This window comes from Cupriavidus sp. C1SS-2L (assembly GCF_057073735.1).
Genome location: NZ_CP172710.1, coordinates 379,389 through 397,190, shown reverse-complemented (window position 1 = coordinate 397,190; position 17,802 = coordinate 379,389). Strand labels below are relative to the sequence as shown.

Below are 17,802 nucleotides of genomic sequence, written 5' to 3'. Positions count from 1 at the left end.
CTGTGGGGATAGATATGGGGTGTTCCGTTCAGCGCCAGATTTCATGCCTTTCCTTCCACGCGCCGGCCAGGCACGCCTGCTCCGGCGGGCGTTTCGTCATGACTTGGTGCCGGCACGGCAGCGTGGCACGGTGCGGGCCGGCCGCGGCGGTTGCCTACAATGTTCTGGCACAACGCGTTCAACTCGCCGACGATGCCGCGGCGGAACGCCAGCACGCACACGACGAAGATGCTCCCCATGATCACGGTGATCATGGAACCGACCTTGTCGGCCAAGGCGTTCTGGATGGCGACCACTATGCCCGCGCCCACCACCGGGCCGAAGGCCGTGCCAAGGCCGCCCAACAGCGTCATCAGCACGACTTCGCCGGAGGTGTGCCAGTGCGCGTCGGTCAGCGTGGCAAACTGGAAGACCAGGGTCTTGGTGGCCCCGGCAAGGCCGGCCAGGCCCGCCGAGAGGACGAAGGCCAGCAGCTTGTAGCGCGCGACGTCGTAGCCCAGCGAGGTGGTGCGCGCCTCGTTCTCGCGGATCGCCTTCAGGATCTGGCCGAAAGGCGAATGGATGATGCGGTGGATCAGCCAGAAGGCGAACAGGAAGATCGCCAGCACGAAGTAGTACATGCGCAGGTCCGACGCCAGGTCGATCAGGCCGAACAGCCTGCCTCGCGAAATAGCCTGCATGCCGTCCTCGCCGCCGGTGAACGGCGCCTGCAGGAACAGGAAGTAGAACATCTGTGCCAACGCAAGCGTGATCATCGCGAAGTAGATGCCCTGCCGGCGAATAGCGAGCGCCCCGACGACAAAGCCCGCGGCAGCCGAGACGGCCGTGCCGAGCAGCAGGCCGAGTTCCGGGGTCAGCCCCCAGGTCTTCATGCCGTAGCCCGATATGTAGGCCGCCGTGCCGAGGAACGCCGCATGGCCGAACGAGAGCAGGCCGGTATAGCCGAGCAGCAGGTTGAAGGCGCAGGCGAACAAGGCGAAGCACAGCACCTTCATCAGCATCACCGGATAGAGCACGGCCGGGGCCGCCAGCGCGCCCAGCAGAAGGACACCGTAGCCAAGATTTCTCATTTTCATACTCGACCTCACTTTTCCTTGCCAAACAGGCCTGCCGGCCGAACCATCAGCACGATGACCATGATCACGAAGACCACCGTGGCCGACGCCTCCGGATAAAACACCTTTGTCAGTCCTTCGACCACGCCCAGCCCCAGCCCGGCGACGATCGCGCCAAGGATGGAACCCATGCCGCCGATCACCACCACCGCGAACACGACGATGATCAGGTTCGACCCCATCAGCGGACTTAGTTGCCCCGTCGGTGCTGCCAGCACGCCGGCCAGCCCGGCCAGGCCCACGCCGAAGGCATAGGTCAGCATCACCATCACCGGCACGTTGACGCCGAAGGCTTGGGTAATGCTTGGGTTCTCGGTGGCGGCGCGCAGGTAGGCGCCGAGGCGGGTCTTCTCGATCGTGAACCAGGTCACCAGGCACACTGTGAGCGAGGCGCCGATGACCCACGCGCGGTATTTCGGCAGGCTCATGAAGCCGAGGTTGATGGCGCCGGCCACCTCGTCGGGAATCGAATAGGGCTGCCCCGAGACGCCGAACTGGAAGCGGAACAGGCCTTCGATAATCAGCGCCAGCCCGAAGGTGAGCAGCAGCCCGTACAGGTGGTCGAGCTTGTACAGCCACCGCAGCAGGCCGCGTTCGATGGCGATACCCGCTAGCCCGACCAGCGCCGGCGCCGCCAGCAGCGACCACCAGTAGCTGATGCCGAGATACTCCAGGCCCGCCCAGGCGACGAATGCGCCCACCATAAACAGCGCGCCGTGGGCAAAGTTGATGATGTTGAGCATGCCGAAGATCACGGCAAGTCCGAGGCTGAGAATCGCGTAGAACGAGCCGTTTACCAGCCCGAGCACGAGTTGCCCCAACAGCCCCTGTAGCGGGACTCCCAGAATCGTTATCATGTTGTCTCCTCCGCAGCGGTCTCAGACACCCAGGAGTTCCTGGAGCAGGTGCTGCTTCTCGTGAATCTCGTGCTGGTGGATCTCCGCGGCGATTTGGCCGTGCTCCACCACGTACATGCGGTCGGCCAGCGGCGCGGCGAACCGGAAGTTCTGCTCCACCAGCACGATCGTGTAGCCCTTCGCCTTGAGGTCGCGGATGACCTGGGCGAGCTTCTGCACGATCACCGGCGCCAGTCCCTCGGAGATTTCGTCCAGCAGCAGCAGCCGCGCCCCGGTGCGCAGGATGCGCGCCATCGCCAGCATCTGTTGCTCGCCGCCCGAGAGCCGCGTGCCCTGGCTATGCCGCCGCTCGTGGAGGTTGGGGAACATCGCGTAGATCTCTTCGAGGCTCATCCCGCCGCCACCCACCTGCGGCGGCAGCAGGAGGTTCTCCTCGCAGGAGAGACTGGAATAAATCGCCCGCTCTTCCGGGCAAAAGCCGACGCCGAGACGCGCGATGCGATGGGCCGGCATGCCGATTGCCTCGCGGCCGTCGATCATGACCGAGCCGGCGCGCCGCCCCGTCAGGCCCATGATGGCGCGCAGGGTGGTGGTACGGCCTGCCCCGTTGCGGCCGAGCAGGGTCACGCACTCTCCCTCGTTCACCAGCAAGTCGATGCCGTGCAGGATGTGCGATTCGCCGTAGAAGGCATGGAGGTCGGTGACCCGCAGGTATTCCGTCGCCATGATCAATGCCCTCCCGGCGCAGCGAGCGCGGCATCAGCGCTGCCCATATAGGCCTCGATGACCTGCGGGTTGGCGGAGACTTCCGCGTATGTGCCCTCGGCCAGCACGCTGCCGCGCGCCAGCACCGTGATGGCGTCGCAGATGCCGGACACCACTTTCATGTTGTGCTCCACCATCAGGATGCTGCGATTGGCCGAGACCTTCTTGATGAGCTGCATGACGCGGTCAACGTCCTCGTGGCCCATGCCCTGCGTGGGCTCGTCGAGCAGCATCAGCTCGGGGTCGAGGGCCAGCGTGGTGGCGATTTCCAGCGCGCGCTTGCGGCCGTACGGCATCTCGGCGGTCGTCATGTCGGCGAAGTCCTCCAGTCCGACGTCGGCGAGCAATGCCATGGCCCTGTCGTCGAGCGATGCGAGGACTTTCGGCGAGCGCCAGAACTGGAAGGAAATCCCGAGCCTGCGCTGCAGCGGGATACGTACGTTCTCGAGCAGGGTCAGGTGCGGAAACACCGCCGAGATCTGGAAGGAGCGCACCACGCCCCTGCGTGCGATCTGCGCCGGCTTCTCGCCGGTGATCTCGGCACCGTTGAACCGTATGGTGCCGCGCGTGGGATCCAGGAACTTGGTAAGGAGGTTGAAGCAGGTGGTCTTGCCTGCACCGTTCGGACCAATCAGCGCGTGGATGTGCCCACGCCTGACCTTGAGACTGACGTCGTTTACGGCGACAAATCCCTTGAATTCTTTCCTCAGTCCGACGGTTTCAAGAATGAGATTGCTTGCCATGGTCATTTCCGCGCCCGTTGTTGGGTCTGCTGGAGAATATGGCCGCAACTAAAACACGTCCAATATATTATTGGTTCGTCATTGACACTTTTTGTGTATATGTTGGAGGCGCGCAGCCAGTCGGGCGCCACTCGCGAATTGTCGCGGACGTCAGGACACGAAGGCGTGTCGAAGTGCCACAAGGCGACAGAAGCGATTGGTATCTGCACCCGACTTACGCGGTAACGCCAGCGCGCGAACCGTTGGGCATGCTTGACGCTTACATGTGGGCGCGCGAGCCCAAGGGTCCGGATGGCGTGCGGCCGGGCATTAAGGAGAGTACCCGCCGGACCGAAGGGTATGAGCGGGTCGCCGAACAAGCGGCCACACTGCCTGCCACGCGACTCGTCTATGTGGCTGACCGGGAGCGGACATCATGGCGCTGATGGTCAAGGTAAAGGAGTTGGGCCACCCGGCGGATTGGCTACTGCGCTCGCAGCACAATCGCACCTTGCCTGGCGGCGGCACGCTGTGGGACCGATCGCGCACTCTCCGCTGCTGAAGCGCTGCGCGCGTTACGTGAGGGACTCGGCTGACTTATGTATAAAGGTATGCGTCTTCGAATCAACGAATTGAATGGCCGCTTTCCATAGGCTGACGAGGGGCTGACGAGGGGCTGACGAGGGGCTGACGAGGGGCTGACGAGGGGCTGACGAGGGGCTGACGAGGTCGCTGGCCAACTCACTTTGTTGACTCTCAACGCACAGGCAGCGCGCGAGCGTCATTTCCGTTTGGCGCCTTCACAAACGCAGCATAAATTCAGCAAAGGCTTCCGAGTTAAGCGGGCGGCTGATTAGATAGCCCTGAATGGAGTCGCATCCGGCGTCCTTCAACTCTGCGGCCTGGCGCTGGCACTCGACGCCTTCTGCGATAGTTTTCATGCCCAGCGAACGAGCAAGACCGACAATGCCTCGAATGACCGCAGAGGCCTTCTCCGACTCCACCAGCGCTCGAACAAACGCCTTGTCGATCTTGAGCGTGTCGATAGGCAGTCGGACCAGATAGCCGAGACTGGAGTATCCAGCGCCGAAGTCGTCAAGCGGTGTGGATATTCCGGCTTGCTTAAGCGCGGCAAGAACCGACGTTGCCTTTTCGATATCACTCACAAGAGAGTCCTCCGTGACTTCAATATCGAGCATGGCGGGGGAGATGTCGTACGCCCTCGCGATATGCAGAATTCTATCGGATAGTCCCACACCGAGAAGTTGCCGAGCCGACAGATTGAGGCCGATCCGCGGTACGAATTGAAATGAACGCGTCCCACCCGTGGGCGGTGGGGTCAAGGGATCTTGAGATCGACCCTTACGGGCCAACGACATGGAAGTGTCCAGGAGAGCTGCTGCCCATCCTGTCAGTGTCTGAACAAGCGAAAACCTAGCGCAAACGGGACGCGTTCATATAGGTTACCCCATTCGCCGCCATGCAACGATATGCTGGCAAACTGCATTGAGCAGCCATTCGGCCAGAGCGCCTTCATATGGCGACTCAAGCAACAGATCCAGGAATGCGGCAGGCGTCAGCAAGCCTCGTTCAGGGTGACGCCAGCGAAGAAGCGCCTCAGCACCGATCAGGGAGGCGTCCGCGAGTGCTATCTGAGGCTGGAAATGAAGCTCAAACTGGTTCGCCGCAAATGCCTCACGGAGATAGATGCGCAAGGCAACGCGGTCGCGCATGCCCCGGTCGAGTGCCGCATCGTATGTGCGCACTTGAAACCCGCCGGATGACTTCGCTGCGTACATGGCCGTATCGGCATGACTCAGCAAGTCCTCGGCTGATTCCGGTTCTCTTCTCAGTAGCGCGATGCCAATGCTCGCGGACAGGGAGACGGATCTTCCGCATGCTTCGAATGGCACTGCTAGCACGTTGAGTACCGAGTTCGCGCTTGACGGCAGCCGGTGTTGTGCAGGGGGCTCAGTCGACGAGTCGCCGTTACCTGGTCATCGAAGGGCGGGCGCCTCGTAAGCGGACATTCGCGAACGGATCGCAAGGGACGCTCATGGCCGAACTCTGCCGTCGGGCCATCTCGCGATGGCAGATACCTTGGGCGCGTTGCCGAGCCATGAGTTAGATACCGTCAGACGGCAGCCACCTTGTTGGCGTGGTTAGAGGCGAATTCGCGTTGTGACGATGGGGGTTGAAGGGTCCCGCTGCACACCTGTGAGCCCAGCCCCGCTTTGCTGGCAACGATCTCGAGTCCTTCCGGCAGCCGCACGCCGTTCTTCGCCGCTGTCAACTCCGCCAGGATCGAGATGGCGATCTCATGCGGTGTCCTGCTGCCGATATATATGCCCACTGGCCCGTGCAGGCGAGCCAATTCCTCGGCTGTCACATCGAATTCCCGCAGCCGTTCGCGCCGAGCACGATTGTTGGCGCGGGAACCAATGGCGCCGACGTAGAACGCATCGGACTTGAGCGCTTCCATCAGCGCGAGATCATCGAGCTTCGGGTCGTGGGTTAGCGCGATGACGGCGGTGCGGGCGTCGGGGCGCATGGCGAGGACCGTGTCATCGGGCATGGTGCGGACCAGTTCGGCCCCGGCGACAGACCATTCCGACGAATATTCTTCGCGCGGGTCGCAGACTATTACCTGGTAGTCCAGAGCCAGCGCGATTTGCGCGACGAAAGCCGACAATGCGCCCGCACCGATCAGCAAGAGCCGGTAGCGTGGGCCGTGGACCGTGACGAGACGACCGCCGTCGAACAACAGCGCTGCTGTCGGTGCAGCCGGCCGGAAGGTAGTGGTGCCGTTGGCGATATCCACCTCCCGAGCGAACAGCATCCGCTGGCCGGCCAGTTCCAACATCCGCCCGATCATTACCGCGTCCCGCAACGGCTCCATCACGAGCTGGATGGTGCCACCGCAAGGCAGCCCCATGCGTCGCGCTTCTTCCGCGTTGACGCCGTAGGTGATGACCTCCGGCGTACTTCCTGTCGGCTGCGCCGCCCGGCCTCGGTAGATCAGGTCGTCCTCGATACAGCCGCCCGAGACCGACCCTGAAACCCGACCGTCATCTCGCAGGGCGAGCATGGCGCCGATCGGGCGCGGACTCGAGCCCCAGGTGCGGGTCACCGTAACCAGCGTCACGCCGAATCCAGCATCGAGCCAGCGCTTTGCGTCCTTCAGTACCTGCAGGTCGATGCTGTCCATGATGTGCTCCGCGAATGGCGTGTCTATTTTTCCGCGAGACGGCCCAGCGTCTCCGGTACGATTGCTGCCCCCGCCAGGTAGATCAGCGTGACCACTGCGACGAAGATGCCAAGGACTACCGGAAGGTCGGCTGGTGTGCGCGCAGCGAGTGAGGCCAGGGTCGGCATCATTCCGCCAATGGCGAAGCCGATGTTCCACGAGAGTCCCGTGCCCGAGGCGCGGATGCTGGTGGGGAATCGTTCGTTCAGGAAGATCAGGATCGGCGCAAAGCCGGCGCACCCGAGCATGCTGAGGGCCGCCGCGTAGACGCCGCGGAGAACGGCGGTCGGTGCGGCCGGCATCCACTGGTAGAGCAGCGGCATCAGCACCACGCTGACCGCGCCGATCAGCAGGAAGGCGCGCTTGCGCCCGATCATCGTGCTGAGGTGGCCCGCTGCTACCGACGCCACAATCACGCCGACGCTGCTCAGCATCAGGGTCGCCGCAGCCTCCCCGGGGGACGCCTTCACCACGACCTTAAGGAAGGTCGGCAGGTAGCCGGACGTCAGGTAGTAGGCGCTGCCGCCTCCCACGGTGAGCAGGATGTTGACCAGCAGTACGCCGCGATATTCGCGCGAGAACAGCGTGCGCAGCGGATGCGTCTGCGGCTTTGCTTGGCCGCTTGCCGCCTTTGCCGCTTGTAACTGCTTCCACAGCGGCGACTCCTCCAGCGAATTGAAGATGACCAGCCCGAGCACCGAGCTGACGATGCCGGCGAAAAACATGCAGCGCCATCCCCAATTCTCGAAGGCGTCGCCGGGAAAGAGGGCCGTCATCGCCATATACGTGATCGACGCCAGCAGCGCCCCAATGCCCGCGCCGCCACCGCCCACCAGTCCCGACACCGCCCCGCGCCATGACGGCGGTACCGATTCCGTGCCGATGGTATGGGTCGACGCTACCACCCCACCGACGAACACCCCCTGCACCAGGCGCAGCAGGATGAACAGCGCCGGCGCAAAGAGGCCGATCTGGCCGACCGTCGGCAGTAGCCCGAATGCCGCCGTCGACAGGCCCACGCCGGTCACGGCAACCACCATCGCCCCCTTGCGGCCATGTCGGTCCGCGTAGGAGCCGAAGATGGCCGAGCCGAGCGGCCGCATCAGCAGCGTCACCGCGAACGACGCGTAGACAGCCGCCAGCGACAGCATCGCGTGCTCGGAAGGAAAGAACAGCTTGCCGATCACCGGTGCCACGAACAGCAGGATGAACAGGTCGAACAGATCGAGCGCCCATCCCATGCATGAGGCCGTCACCGCTCCCAGCACCTGCCGGTTGCTCGCAGCCGGTGACACCACGGTCCCCGAGCCGCCCAGTTTCGGCTTGTCGTTTGCCAGCATTTCCATCGTTGTCTCCTTGTTTCTTTGAACAAGCGGCTCCCCGCGATGCCCGCCAAAGGGCATCGCCGCGGGGCCTTCTTACCTCGGAGGGCGGGCAGTTCAGCCCCGCCCGCGCATACGGTCAGCTACCGCGAAATGCAGGTTTGCGCTTCTCGTGGAACGCTTCAACGCCCTCGCGAAAGTCGTCCGAGCTACGCAGGCGGCTGTAGCAGTGCCCTTCGAGTTCGATGGCGATCGAAAGCGGCGCGTCCTCGGTGTCATTCAGCAGCTTCTTGGCGGTGCGCTGGGCCAGCGGCGAGAATGCACGCAGTTCGTCGGCCAGCGCGTCGGTGGCAGCTTCCAGTTCGGCATCGGCCACGCAGTCCACAACGATGCCCCAGTCGTACGCCTGCCGGCCGGGAATGCGGCGCGAGCGCATGACGATGTCCTTGGTGCGGCCGACGCCCACCATCTTCTGCAGCCGCGCGGAGCCGCCCGAGCCCGGAATCTGGCCGAGCTTCTGTTCGGGCAGCGCGTACTCGGTGGTGTGGGTGGCGATGCGGAAGTCGCACGCCAGCGAGAGTTCGAAGCCAACGCCGAAGCAGTAGCCCCGGTTGGCGGCAATCACCGGCTTGCTGCAACGCGCCGGCGCCGCAATGTTCCACGCCAGCTTCGATACGTGCTCGGGCGATGCCTCCAGGAATCCCTTGATATCGCCCCCGCTCGAGAAATGTTCACCTTGCGAGCGCAGGACGATGACGCGCACGCGGTCGTCGGCGTCCAGCGTCTCGAACACGGCGCGAATCTGGTCGCGGGCAGCCATCGAGATCACGTTGTAGGGCGGGCGGTGCAGGATGATGTCGGCCCGCTCGCGTGCAGGATCGATTTCGACGGAAAAGCCGTCGAGGTTCTGGAGCCGCTGCTGGTCGGGATGGGTCAATGCGAAGGCTTGTGTCACGTCGTTACTCCTTGGTCGGGACGTTGGAAGAAGGGCTGGAAAGCGAGGTGTATTCGCCGGCCGACAGTTTGCGGCGCAGGATCTTGCCGACCGGCGACTTCGGGAGGTCGGCCACGAACACGTAGTCGCGCGGGCGCTTGAAATTGACGAGGTCGGAGCCGCGGCAGAAGGTGTCGAGCGCCTGGGCGTCGACGCAGCCGCGTGGCTTGACGAATGCCACTACCTTCTGACCCCAGCGGAGATCCGGCAGGCCGGCCACGGCCACCTCATCCACGGCCGGATGCAGGGAGAGAACCGACTCGATGTCGGCGGGCGAGATGTTCTCGCCGCCGCTGATGATCATGTCATCCACTCTCCCCGTTACGAAGAGATCGCCGTCGGCGTCGAAGTAGCCGATGTCGCCCGTGAAGTACCAACCCTCGTGCAGCGACTTTGCATTGGCGTCGTCGCGGTTCCAGTAGCCTTCGAACGCTTCATCGCCGCGCAGGTCGGCGATGATCTGACCCTCTTCGCCTGAGGCGGTCACCGCCTCAGGCGAAGTGGCGTCCAGCCGTACCACGCGCAGCCGTGTATTGAGGCCGGCGCGACCGGCGCTGCCCGGCTTGCGCCCCGCGCGCTGCTCGATGCTGAATGTGTACACCTCGGATGAACCGTAGTGATTGACGAACAACTCCGGGCGGAATGCTTGTTCGAGCCGTGACAGCAAACCGTCGCTCATCGCCGCGCCGGCGAAGCCAAGCTTGGTGACCGTGCGGACACCCATGCTGTCGAAGCCCGGGGCGGCCAGCAGGTCGTGGTACAGCGTAGGTACAAGATAAAGGCAGCTCACGCGATGGTCGGTGATGGCCTGCTGCGCCTGCGATGGGCTCCAGCGCCGCACGCAGACGAACAGGCCGTCCACCAACGCCATGGCAAGCAGCGAGCGCACGCCCATCGTGTGGTACAGCGGCATCACGCCGAGCGTGCGCTCGCCGCGCCGATACAGGTTCTGCGCGACGTGAGCCAGGGCGGCGGCGCGCTCCTGCCGGTGGCGGCGCGGCACGCCCTTCGGCCTGCCGGTGGTGCCGGAGGTGTACAGCATCAGCGAGATGTCGTCGGCTGCGGCTAATGTGCTGTCGGGCCGGGGTGTGACGTCGAGCAGAGTGTCGAATGACAGCGAGCCGCCCGGCGCATGGTCCAGTGCGATGCAGGGTATCTCCTGCGCGGCGGGGCTCTCCAGCACGGCGTCGGCGCTGACGGGCTCGAACACCAGCGCCCTGGCGCCGGCATCGCGCACGCAATAGTCCAGCTCGTCCGGCTTGGCGCGCCAGTTCAGCGGGACGATGACCACGCCGGCGAACTGGCAGGCCCAGTGCAGCGTAGCCGCTTCCCAGCGGTTCTGCAGGATGGCCAGGAGGCGATCGCCGTGGCGCAGGCCGAGCTCGTGCAGGCCGGCGGCCACGCAGCGGATGCGCGCGAGCCATTGCTCGTAGGTCAGCAGCAGGTCGCCGTCGACGATGGCGGGGGCGCTGGGGCTGCGCTCCACGCTTTGCAGGAAAGTGCGGCCGAGATCAAGCATCGGAGGTCTCCCCGACTGTCGTCGCTTCGACGTGGCGTGCCCGCGCCCGGCTGGCCGCGACATCAAGGACGGCGGCGACGATCGGCGTGTAGCCCGTACAGCGGCACAGGTGGCCGGACAGCATGTCGCGCACCTGCGCCTCAGTCGGCTCGGGCACCCGTTCCAGGTAGTCCGCGCACGACATCAGGATGCCTGCCGTGCAGAAGCCGCACTGCAGGGCGTGGTGGCGTCGGAAGGCTTCCTGCAGGTCGCCCAGGCCTTCGCGCGGCGCGAGGCCCTCGACGGTGTCGATGGCGCGGCCGTCGGACTGTACGGCCAGCATCAGGCAGGATCGCGCGGCTACGCCGTCCACGCGCACCGTGCAGGCGCCGCACACGCCGTGCTCGCAGCCGACGTGCGTGCCGGTGGCGCCGAGTTCATGGCGCAGGAAGTCGGACAGCAGTTCGCGCGGAGCGCACAGGCCGCTGCGCTCGCTGCCGTTCAGGGTCAGGGTGACGCGATGGCGCTCGTCGCGCCGCATCACTGAGAGCGTGCCGGCTGGCGCGCCACGTAGGGTCTTGCTCATCTTGCCTCCTCGATTACGCGCATGCCCAATTGCCGCACCAGGTGGCGGCGGTACTGCGCGCTAACATGGGCGTCGTCCTGCGCGCCCAGCTTCCAACTGAAATCGTTGATGGCCTCGGCCAGCGCCTTGCCTTGCAGCCGTGGCCAACTCTCCAGTACTGGCCGGTCGGCCACGCCGCCCACGGCCAGTGAGATGGCGTCGTCGGTGACGATCGCAGCGCACGCGACCAGCGCGAAGTCGCCATGCCGGGCCGAGAACTCCATGAAGCCGTAGCGCGCGCCAGGCCGCCTCAGCGGGAAGCGCACGGCTTCCACCAGTTCGTCTGGCTCGCGCGCGGTCATCAGCATTCCCTGGAAGAACCCGGCGGCCGGCAGCACGCGGCGGCGGCGCAAGGAGCGCAGCACGACTTGGCCACCGAGCGCCGTGAGCACCAGCGGCAGTTCTGCGCTGGGGTCGGCGTGCGCGACGGAGCCGCACACCGTGCCCCGGTTGCGGATCTGGAAATGCGAGATGTGCGGGAAGGCGAGCGCGAGCAGCGGTACCTCGTCGGAGAGCGATGCGCGCCATTCGACGCTGCCCTGCGTCACGGCGGCGCCCACCACGAGATGGCCGTCTTCTACGCGCACGGTATTGAGGTCGGCGGTGCGAGAGATGTCGACCAGCAGTTGCGGCTGCGCGAGCCGCATGTTGAGGACGGCCATCAGCGACTGGCCGCCGGCCAGAATGCGGGCGTCCTCGCCGGCACGGGCCAGTGTCTCCAGCGCGTGCTGTGTGGATTCGGCGCGCAGGTAGTCGAACGCGGCGGGTTTCATCGACGGACTCCCAGGAGCGCCAGCAGGCGAGCAATCCAGCCGGGACTGCGCACTGGCTTGCCGCCTGCCTGCCGGCCGAGCGATTCGAACAACTGGCGCAGCACCACTTTGGCCGCGCCTTCGAGCATGCGGCCGCCGACGGCCGCCACCTTGCCGGACACCTCGGCCTCGTAGTCGTACGCGAGACGGGTGCCGTCGCCGTGCGGGGTCAGCTCTACCATTCCGGAGCCGCGTGCGCTGCCGAGCGAGGACAGGCCGGCGCCTGCCAGCCGTAGCCGGTGCGGCGGCTCCAGGTCGGACAGCGCGATCTCGGCTTCGTAGCGCGCCTTGATCATGCCCACGCCCACGGTTACGTCCGCGCGGTAACGGTTCTCGCCGATGCGTTCGAGCGCGTGGCAGCCGGGCACGACCTGGGCCAGCGCCTTCGGGTCGAGCAGGACGGCGAAGACGGCTTCCGGTGTGGCGTCGAGATCGACCGTCCCGCGTGCGCTCAGGGCCTTCGCGGCCTTGCCGCCTTTGCCGTTTGCAGGTGCTGCCTCTTTCGCCGCTTCGGCCAGTTCGGGGCGCGACGGCGGCGGATCGTCAAAGCCGATCATCGCCATCACCCTGGCGGGCGTAAGTGGCAGGCGGATGTCGCGCACGCCGAGTGCGTCCGCCACGGCGTTTGCGACGCACGGCGGTGTGCTCATGCTGTTGCCCTCGCCGAGCCCCTTGGCCCCGAGCGGCGTGAACGGGCTCGGCGTTTCCAGATGGACGATGACCGGGTCGGGCACTTCGCACGTGGTGGGCAGCAGGTAGTCGGCCAGCGTGCCGGACTGGAAGCTGCCATCGGGGCCATAGCGGAACTCCTCCATCAGCGCCGCGCCGAGTCCCTGCGCGAAGGCGCCGCGGATCTGGCCGTCGGCCAGTGCCGGATTGAGCAGCTTGCCGGCATCGTGCGCGGTGATGTAGCGGTCGATGCGCACGCGGCCGGTGGCACGGTCGATCTCCACGCCGCACAGGTCAAAGGCGAAGCCGTAACAGGCGGACGTGTTGACGCGATCCTGTTCGTCCGGCGCGTCGAGGTTGGGCGGTGACCAGAACACGGTCTCACGCAGGCCGGGTTCCTCACCGGCTGGCAGGAGTTGCGGCGACCAGTGCGGCGCGTTGCTGGCGGCGCGGGCGAAGGGTAGTGCGGTGTCTGGCGAAGCGCTCTTGCGGGCAATGCGGCCGTTGGTGAAGACCAGTTCGGCCGGGTCGCAACGGAGGTGGGAAGCCACGATGCGCGCCAGCTTGTCGCGCACACGCGTAGCGGCCAGGTGCACGGTTCCGGCCACGGCGCCGGCAAACCGACTGGAGTAATTGCCCGCAGCGACGGACCACGCGTCCTTGTGGGTATCAAATTCGACGTTGACTGCCACGTCCGCGGGGTCGATGCCGAGTACATCGGCCACGACCTGTGCACATACGGTCATGTGGCCCTGTCCTGCTGGCGTGGAGGCGACGGTCACTACCACGCCGCCGAGCAGGTCGACGCTGACTGTAGCGCTGGCGATAGCGCCGTTCTTTGGCCCAGCCTTGCGGCGTTCCTCGGCCGGTGTGGCGGTGGTGATGTAGCCCATGTTCGACACCGACGGCTCGACGATGGCAGCAAAGCCAATGCCGTACAGCCGGCCCTCGGCGCGCGCGGCATCGCGACGGCGCTTCAGTTCATCGTAAGCCCCCGCTTCCAGGGCGCGAGACATCGCCAATTGGTAGTTGCCGGAATCGAGCAACGCGCCGGCCGCCGCGCGATACGGAAAGGCGTCGGCGGGCACGAAGTTACGGCGGTAGACGTCGAGCGGATCGAGGCCGAGTTCCACAGAGATTCGCTGTACCAGCCGCTCCAGCGCGAAGTACACTTGCGGCCCGCCGAAGCCGCGCACAAGGCCAGTCGGTGTCTTGTTGGTCAACACCACGCGGTTGCGCACCAGCAGGTTGGGGATCGCGTAGGCGCCGGTCAACAGGCCATGCATGCGGTAGAAGGTAGCGGGCTCCGGCGCGCGCAGGTAGCCGCCGCAGTCCTCGAGCTGATCGTACGATAGGGCAACGATGCGGCCATCGGCCTCGACGGCAGCTTCCAGGGTGGAGAGCCGCGCGGTGGCCGAGGTGGCGGCGCTCAGATGCTCGAGCCGGTCCTCCACCCACTTCACCGGCGCGCCGGCCTTGCGCGAAGCGAGGCACATCAGCACCACGTAGGGAAACACCGCCTGCTTGACGCCGAAGCTGCCGCCCGAGTCGCGCGGAGCGACGTGGCGCAGGCGGTTGGCGGGCACCTGCAGGGCCATCGCCATGACTGCGTGCAGCGAGAACGGCCCCATGAAGTTGGAGGTGACCTGGTAGCCCTCGTCGCCCGGCAAGTGTTCGGCAATTACCACCCCACACTCGATAGGCGTGCACGTGTTGCGCGGGTAGTGGGCGGTCAGCGTCACGCGGTGCGGCGCGGCGGCGAACGCGCCCTCGGGGTCGCCGTAGCAGAAATGGCGGTCGCTGGCGACGTTGCTGCCGAGGCCGGAGTGCAGCACGGGGGCGTCGCCTGCCACGGCAGCCTCGATCGACACCACCGGTGGCAGCGCGCGGTAATCCACGCGCACGAGGTCGAGCGCATCCTCGGCCAGCGCGCGGCTTTCCGCCACGACTACGGCCACCGGTTCGCCTACGTAGCGCACGCGATCCTTCGCCAGCGCCCACTGCTCCATCGGCGCCTTCACGCCGACCACGAAGGGCCGGGACCAGGCGGGCAGGTCAGCGGCCGTCAGCACCGCGCGCACGCCCGGTACCTTCAGTGCCGTCGCGAAGTCGATGGCGCCGAGCTCGGCGTGCGCGTGCGGCGAGCGGAGGATGGCGGCGTGCAGGGTACCGGGCCTGACGCCGAGGTCGTCGGCATAGCGGCCGCGGCCGGTCAGGATGGCGGCGTCCTCGACGCGCGCCATTGGGCGACCGACGTGGGGTGCCTGCCGGCTCTCCTGTGTCTCCTGTACCGTGCCGGTCGTTTCGCCGGCATCGAATCTTTTCATTTGCGACTCCGTTTCACGCGACGGAACCGGGCCGGAAAGCGGGCAGGGACCGTGCAACGTCAAACAGAGATTAGTGAGATTCAGATATAAGTTCTAATATTGTTTTTTGATGAACTGAATCATTATTTATGATCTCATAGGTGATTAATAATCCACACTTTATGTGATTCTTCGGCACCCACCCCAGGATGACATGCATCACAGTAACTGATGACGTGACGCATATTTATTGATATCTATCCGAAAATGGACCTTAGACAAATTCAATACTTCATTGCGTTGTTCGAGGACGGTTCCGTCACACGGGCGGCGAAGCGGCTCAACATCGTGCAGCCGGCGCTCAGCATGCAGATCGCCCGGCTGGAAGAGGAATTTGGGCAGAAGTTATTCGAGCGTATCCCACATGGGATGGCGCCTACGGCTGCTGGCCGGATGATGTACCGCCTGTTCCTGCCCATCGTGCGCGACCTCGCGAGCGCGCGGCAGCAGATGATGCAGCGCGAGGAGCAGATGGCCGGCCGCATCGCGCTGGGTATGGTCGCCTCTGAGACAGAGAGTGTGCTGGTGGGGTCGCTAGCGCGCTTCAACGCGCGCTACCCGAATGTGGAGGTATCCGTGGCGGACGGTTTCAGCGCCGCGCTGATCGATCTTGTGTCCGCCGGCCAGCTCGACGCCGCGGTGGTCCACCGGCAGCGCGGTCGGCTAGCGCTACAGGTGCAGCCGCTGCATGACGAGGAGATGGTGTTGGTGACCGGCGCCGCGCATGGTCCAGAACTACCGGAATCGGTAGAGATGGCGAAGCTGCCGGGGTTGGAGTTGGTGCTACCGACCAAGCGCCATGGTCTGCGCGTGGTGCTGGATACGGCCACGCAGGCGCACGATGTCATGCTTGCGCCGAAGTTCGAGATCGACATCCTCGGCACCATCGTGCAATTCGTGCAAGCCACGCGCTTTGCTACCGTGCTGCCGCGCATCGTGGTGCAGCGGGCCGTGGAAGACGGCCGGCTACGCATGCATGCCATTGTTGCTCCGCGCATCGTGCGACACCTGGTCTGCGTCAGCCATCCGCAGCGGCCGCTGAGTACGGCCACGGAAGCGTTGATCACCATCGTGGCCGAGGAAATCCGGCGAGTTTCCGGGGGCGGCACCCCGTGAGACTAACGTCGCATGGCGCCATTCAATCGCTGGAACTCGGGATCCAATCAAGACCCCGTCCCTTCTTTCCGGAGCGGGAGCGGCAAGTGGCATCGCGCTCATGAACGCGATTAGCGGATTTGCTGGATTCTTCGCCCGTGGCTCGTGGGCGTTGCGCGCAGCCAGTCGAGCGATTTCAACCTGGCGATTTACTGCCTTGCGGCAAGTGCGGCGATGGCTGCAATCCTGGCGGCATTATTGCCGTACGGTCGAAAGTGAATGGCACCTCTCAAGGTGGCATGAGTATCGAGCCTGCGTGTCCGGAGTAGAGAGGTCAGCCGACGTTCGAATGACTTGGCAAGGCTGGGGGCCGAGGGGCGATATTGGCCGGTCTCTGCCCTCCATCCTTCCGGCGTCGGCGCAGATTCTCGGTCAGATCTCGCCCGCCTTACAAGCGCCCTTTCTTGTCTTTCGATTTCGCCCTGCGTGTCTATCGATTCGCTGGAAAAAGCGTGTTATTTCCAACTCCGCCACGCTGATGCCGTTAGCGCGTGAGAGTGCTTGTGCTGCCACGCTCGCTTTCGTGGGTGGGACGCGCCGTGTCGAACCAGCGCGACGTCATCTCTCCAAACTACATCGATGCGACCTCAGCCGTGCCGGAGACTACATCGAAATAGCGCGAAGGCGGCATCGAATCCATCGTCGCCCGAACCGATTCCTTGCGCAGGGACGGACGCGTGAGGAGCGCATTGACATATCGGATGACATTGGGCCGGTCTTTCCACATTGAGGCGAGGCCGAGGTACGCCAGTCGTGTCAGGTTGACGCCCCACAGCACATCTCCCAGTGAGAAGTGTGGCCCCAGGAGATACGGCGACGAGGTTCCTAGCAGGCGATCGAGGTCAGCCAGCAGGACCGCGACGTGGTCACGCGCTGCGCGCTGCAACGCGGCATCGTGTCGGACCGACTTGCCGCCCTGTTCCTTAGCGATTTTGGCGCGATAGGCGGAAACGAGCTCCGCATCATCGGCGTTGGCGTCGATCATTGCTTTCAGCGCCGCGACCTTGTAGTCGTAGACCGATTCCATGACCGTCCTGAGCGCCTCCGGCCGCAGGTCCGCATCAGGGTGGAAGCCATAGAGCAGCGTACCGTTCGGAATCCGGTCGACAATATCCACCTGCTGCATCACAAGGGCGCGCGCATCGGCGTCCTCCGGTACGAGCTGGACCGGATTGCGCGACACCGCGTCGAGATAGCAGCAGATGCGCCGCGAGTCCGCGATGACCCGGCTGGCCTCGTAATCCACGAGCAACGGAACCACGCACGGGTCGAAGCCTTCAGTCTGCACCGAAGTGCGCCCGCTATAGCCGCTGACGAATTCCCGCCCGATTTCCTCGCCTGCAATCAGCCGCAGCCCGACATAGGGCGCATGGTAGTGCTCGGCCGGAACGATGCCGTCCGGACCCATCGAACTCAGGATCTTCATGTCGTTCGAGCGGTACGGCAACTGCTTCTCGAACAGTACCGTGCGCACCTTCTGCGAGCAAAGCGAACTGGCTGCGTGGAAAAGTTCGAAACGCGGGTTGGCGTCACTCCCCACGAAGGTCGTTCGCGCGGGATCCGCGATCGCGGCACGCGCGCTGGCCGCCAGGCTCTTCAATGGATGTTTGGTCATGGTTCTTTCCTCCGGATTGTTGGTGCTGTCCGTCTTTGCC

Annotated in this window: 15 protein-coding genes and 1 pseudogene; 2 read left to right on the top strand and 14 right to left on the bottom strand. The window is 65.0% G+C overall.

Annotated elements, in window-relative coordinates:
• Positions 1-41 precede the first annotated feature (41 nt).
• The 4 genes from ACIGJG_RS32570 to ACIGJG_RS32555 are packed head-to-tail and all read right to left on the bottom strand — an operon-like array spanning position 42 to position 3,480.
• Positions 42-1,070 (bottom strand): branched-chain amino acid ABC transporter permease, encoded by a 1,029-nt coding sequence (locus ACIGJG_RS32570; RefSeq protein ID WP_041680796.1) that lies wholly within the window; start codon positions 1,068-1,070, stop codon positions 42-44.
• Positions 1,071-1,084: 14 nt separating this feature from the next.
• On the bottom strand, positions 1,085-1,972 hold the full coding sequence (locus ACIGJG_RS32565; RefSeq protein WP_011296175.1) for a branched-chain amino acid ABC transporter permease: 888 nt from the start codon (positions 1,970-1,972) through the stop codon (positions 1,085-1,087).
• A gap of 21 nt (positions 1,973-1,993) precedes the next feature.
• Complete coding sequence (locus tag ACIGJG_RS32560) at positions 1,994-2,698, bottom strand: ABC transporter ATP-binding protein (RefSeq protein ID WP_011296176.1); 705 nt, start codon at positions 2,696-2,698, stop codon at positions 1,994-1,996.
• Between the two features lie 2 nt (positions 2,699-2,700).
• Positions 2,701-3,480 (bottom strand): ABC transporter ATP-binding protein, encoded by a 780-nt coding sequence (locus ACIGJG_RS32555; RefSeq protein WP_041680897.1) that lies wholly within the window; start codon positions 3,478-3,480, stop codon positions 2,701-2,703.
• 188 nt (positions 3,481-3,668) lie between these two features.
• Here ACIGJG_RS32555 and ACIGJG_RS32550 point away from each other — a divergent pair.
• Positions 3,669-4,003, top strand: a pseudogene (locus ACIGJG_RS32550) (IS4 family transposase); the annotation flags it as partial.
• A gap of 256 nt (positions 4,004-4,259) precedes the next feature.
• Here the strand turns inward: ACIGJG_RS32550 and ACIGJG_RS32545 are convergent.
• The 9 genes from ACIGJG_RS32545 to ACIGJG_RS32505 all read right to left on the bottom strand — a co-directional run bounded on the left by ACIGJG_RS32545 (position 4,260) and on the right by ACIGJG_RS32505 (position 14,953).
• Positions 4,260-4,838 (bottom strand): EAL domain-containing protein, encoded by a 579-nt coding sequence (locus tag ACIGJG_RS32545; RefSeq protein ID WP_049796604.1) that lies wholly within the window; start codon positions 4,836-4,838, stop codon positions 4,260-4,262.
• Between the two features lie 84 nt (positions 4,839-4,922).
• Complete coding sequence (locus tag ACIGJG_RS32540) at positions 4,923-5,411, bottom strand: EAL domain-containing protein (protein ID WP_140950981.1); 489 nt, start codon at positions 5,409-5,411, stop codon at positions 4,923-4,925.
• Between the two features lie 182 nt (positions 5,412-5,593).
• On the bottom strand, positions 5,594-6,667 hold the full coding sequence (locus tag ACIGJG_RS32535) for an XdhC family protein (RefSeq protein WP_483674143.1): 1,074 nt from the start codon (positions 6,665-6,667) through the stop codon (positions 5,594-5,596).
• A gap of 23 nt (positions 6,668-6,690) precedes the next feature.
• Positions 6,691-8,052, bottom strand: coding sequence for an MFS transporter (locus tag ACIGJG_RS32530; protein ID WP_049796606.1), 1,362 nt, complete (start codon positions 8,050-8,052; stop codon positions 6,691-6,693).
• Between the two features lie 115 nt (positions 8,053-8,167).
• Complete coding sequence (locus ACIGJG_RS32525; protein ID WP_011295671.1) at positions 8,168-8,983, bottom strand: enoyl-CoA hydratase/isomerase family protein; 816 nt, start codon at positions 8,981-8,983, stop codon at positions 8,168-8,170.
• A 4-nt stretch (positions 8,984-8,987) separates the two neighbouring features.
• The gene (locus ACIGJG_RS32520) at positions 8,988-10,541 is read right to left on the bottom strand and encodes an AMP-binding protein (protein WP_011295672.1); all 1,554 of its coding nucleotides are present in this window, start codon (positions 10,539-10,541) and stop codon (positions 8,988-8,990) included.
• Entirely contained in the window at positions 10,534-11,106 is a 573-nt protein-coding gene (locus ACIGJG_RS32515; protein WP_140950228.1) for a (2Fe-2S)-binding protein, read from the bottom strand. The genes ACIGJG_RS32520 and ACIGJG_RS32515 overlap by 8 nt, the downstream gene beginning before the upstream one ends.
• Complete coding sequence (locus ACIGJG_RS32510; RefSeq protein ID WP_011295674.1) at positions 11,103-11,918, bottom strand: FAD binding domain-containing protein; 816 nt, start codon at positions 11,916-11,918, stop codon at positions 11,103-11,105. Before ACIGJG_RS32510 ends, ACIGJG_RS32515 begins: the two co-directional genes overlap by 4 nt.
• On the bottom strand, positions 11,915-14,953 hold the full coding sequence (locus ACIGJG_RS32505) for a xanthine dehydrogenase family protein molybdopterin-binding subunit (protein WP_220632199.1): 3,039 nt from the start codon (positions 14,951-14,953) through the stop codon (positions 11,915-11,917). The genes ACIGJG_RS32510 and ACIGJG_RS32505 overlap by 4 nt, the downstream gene beginning before the upstream one ends.
• A gap of 246 nt (positions 14,954-15,199) precedes the next feature.
• Here ACIGJG_RS32505 and ACIGJG_RS32500 point away from each other — a divergent pair, with 246 nt between their 5' ends.
• Positions 15,200-16,108, top strand: coding sequence for a LysR family transcriptional regulator (locus ACIGJG_RS32500; RefSeq protein WP_140950235.1), 909 nt, complete (start codon positions 15,200-15,202; stop codon positions 16,106-16,108).
• A gap of 610 nt (positions 16,109-16,718) precedes the next feature.
• On the opposite strand, the gene ACIGJG_RS32495 is transcribed toward ACIGJG_RS32500, so the two are convergent.
• Positions 16,719-17,762 (bottom strand): glutathione S-transferase family protein, encoded by a 1,044-nt coding sequence (locus tag ACIGJG_RS32495; RefSeq protein WP_140950236.1) that lies wholly within the window; start codon positions 17,760-17,762, stop codon positions 16,719-16,721.
• Positions 17,763-17,802 lie beyond the last annotated feature (40 nt).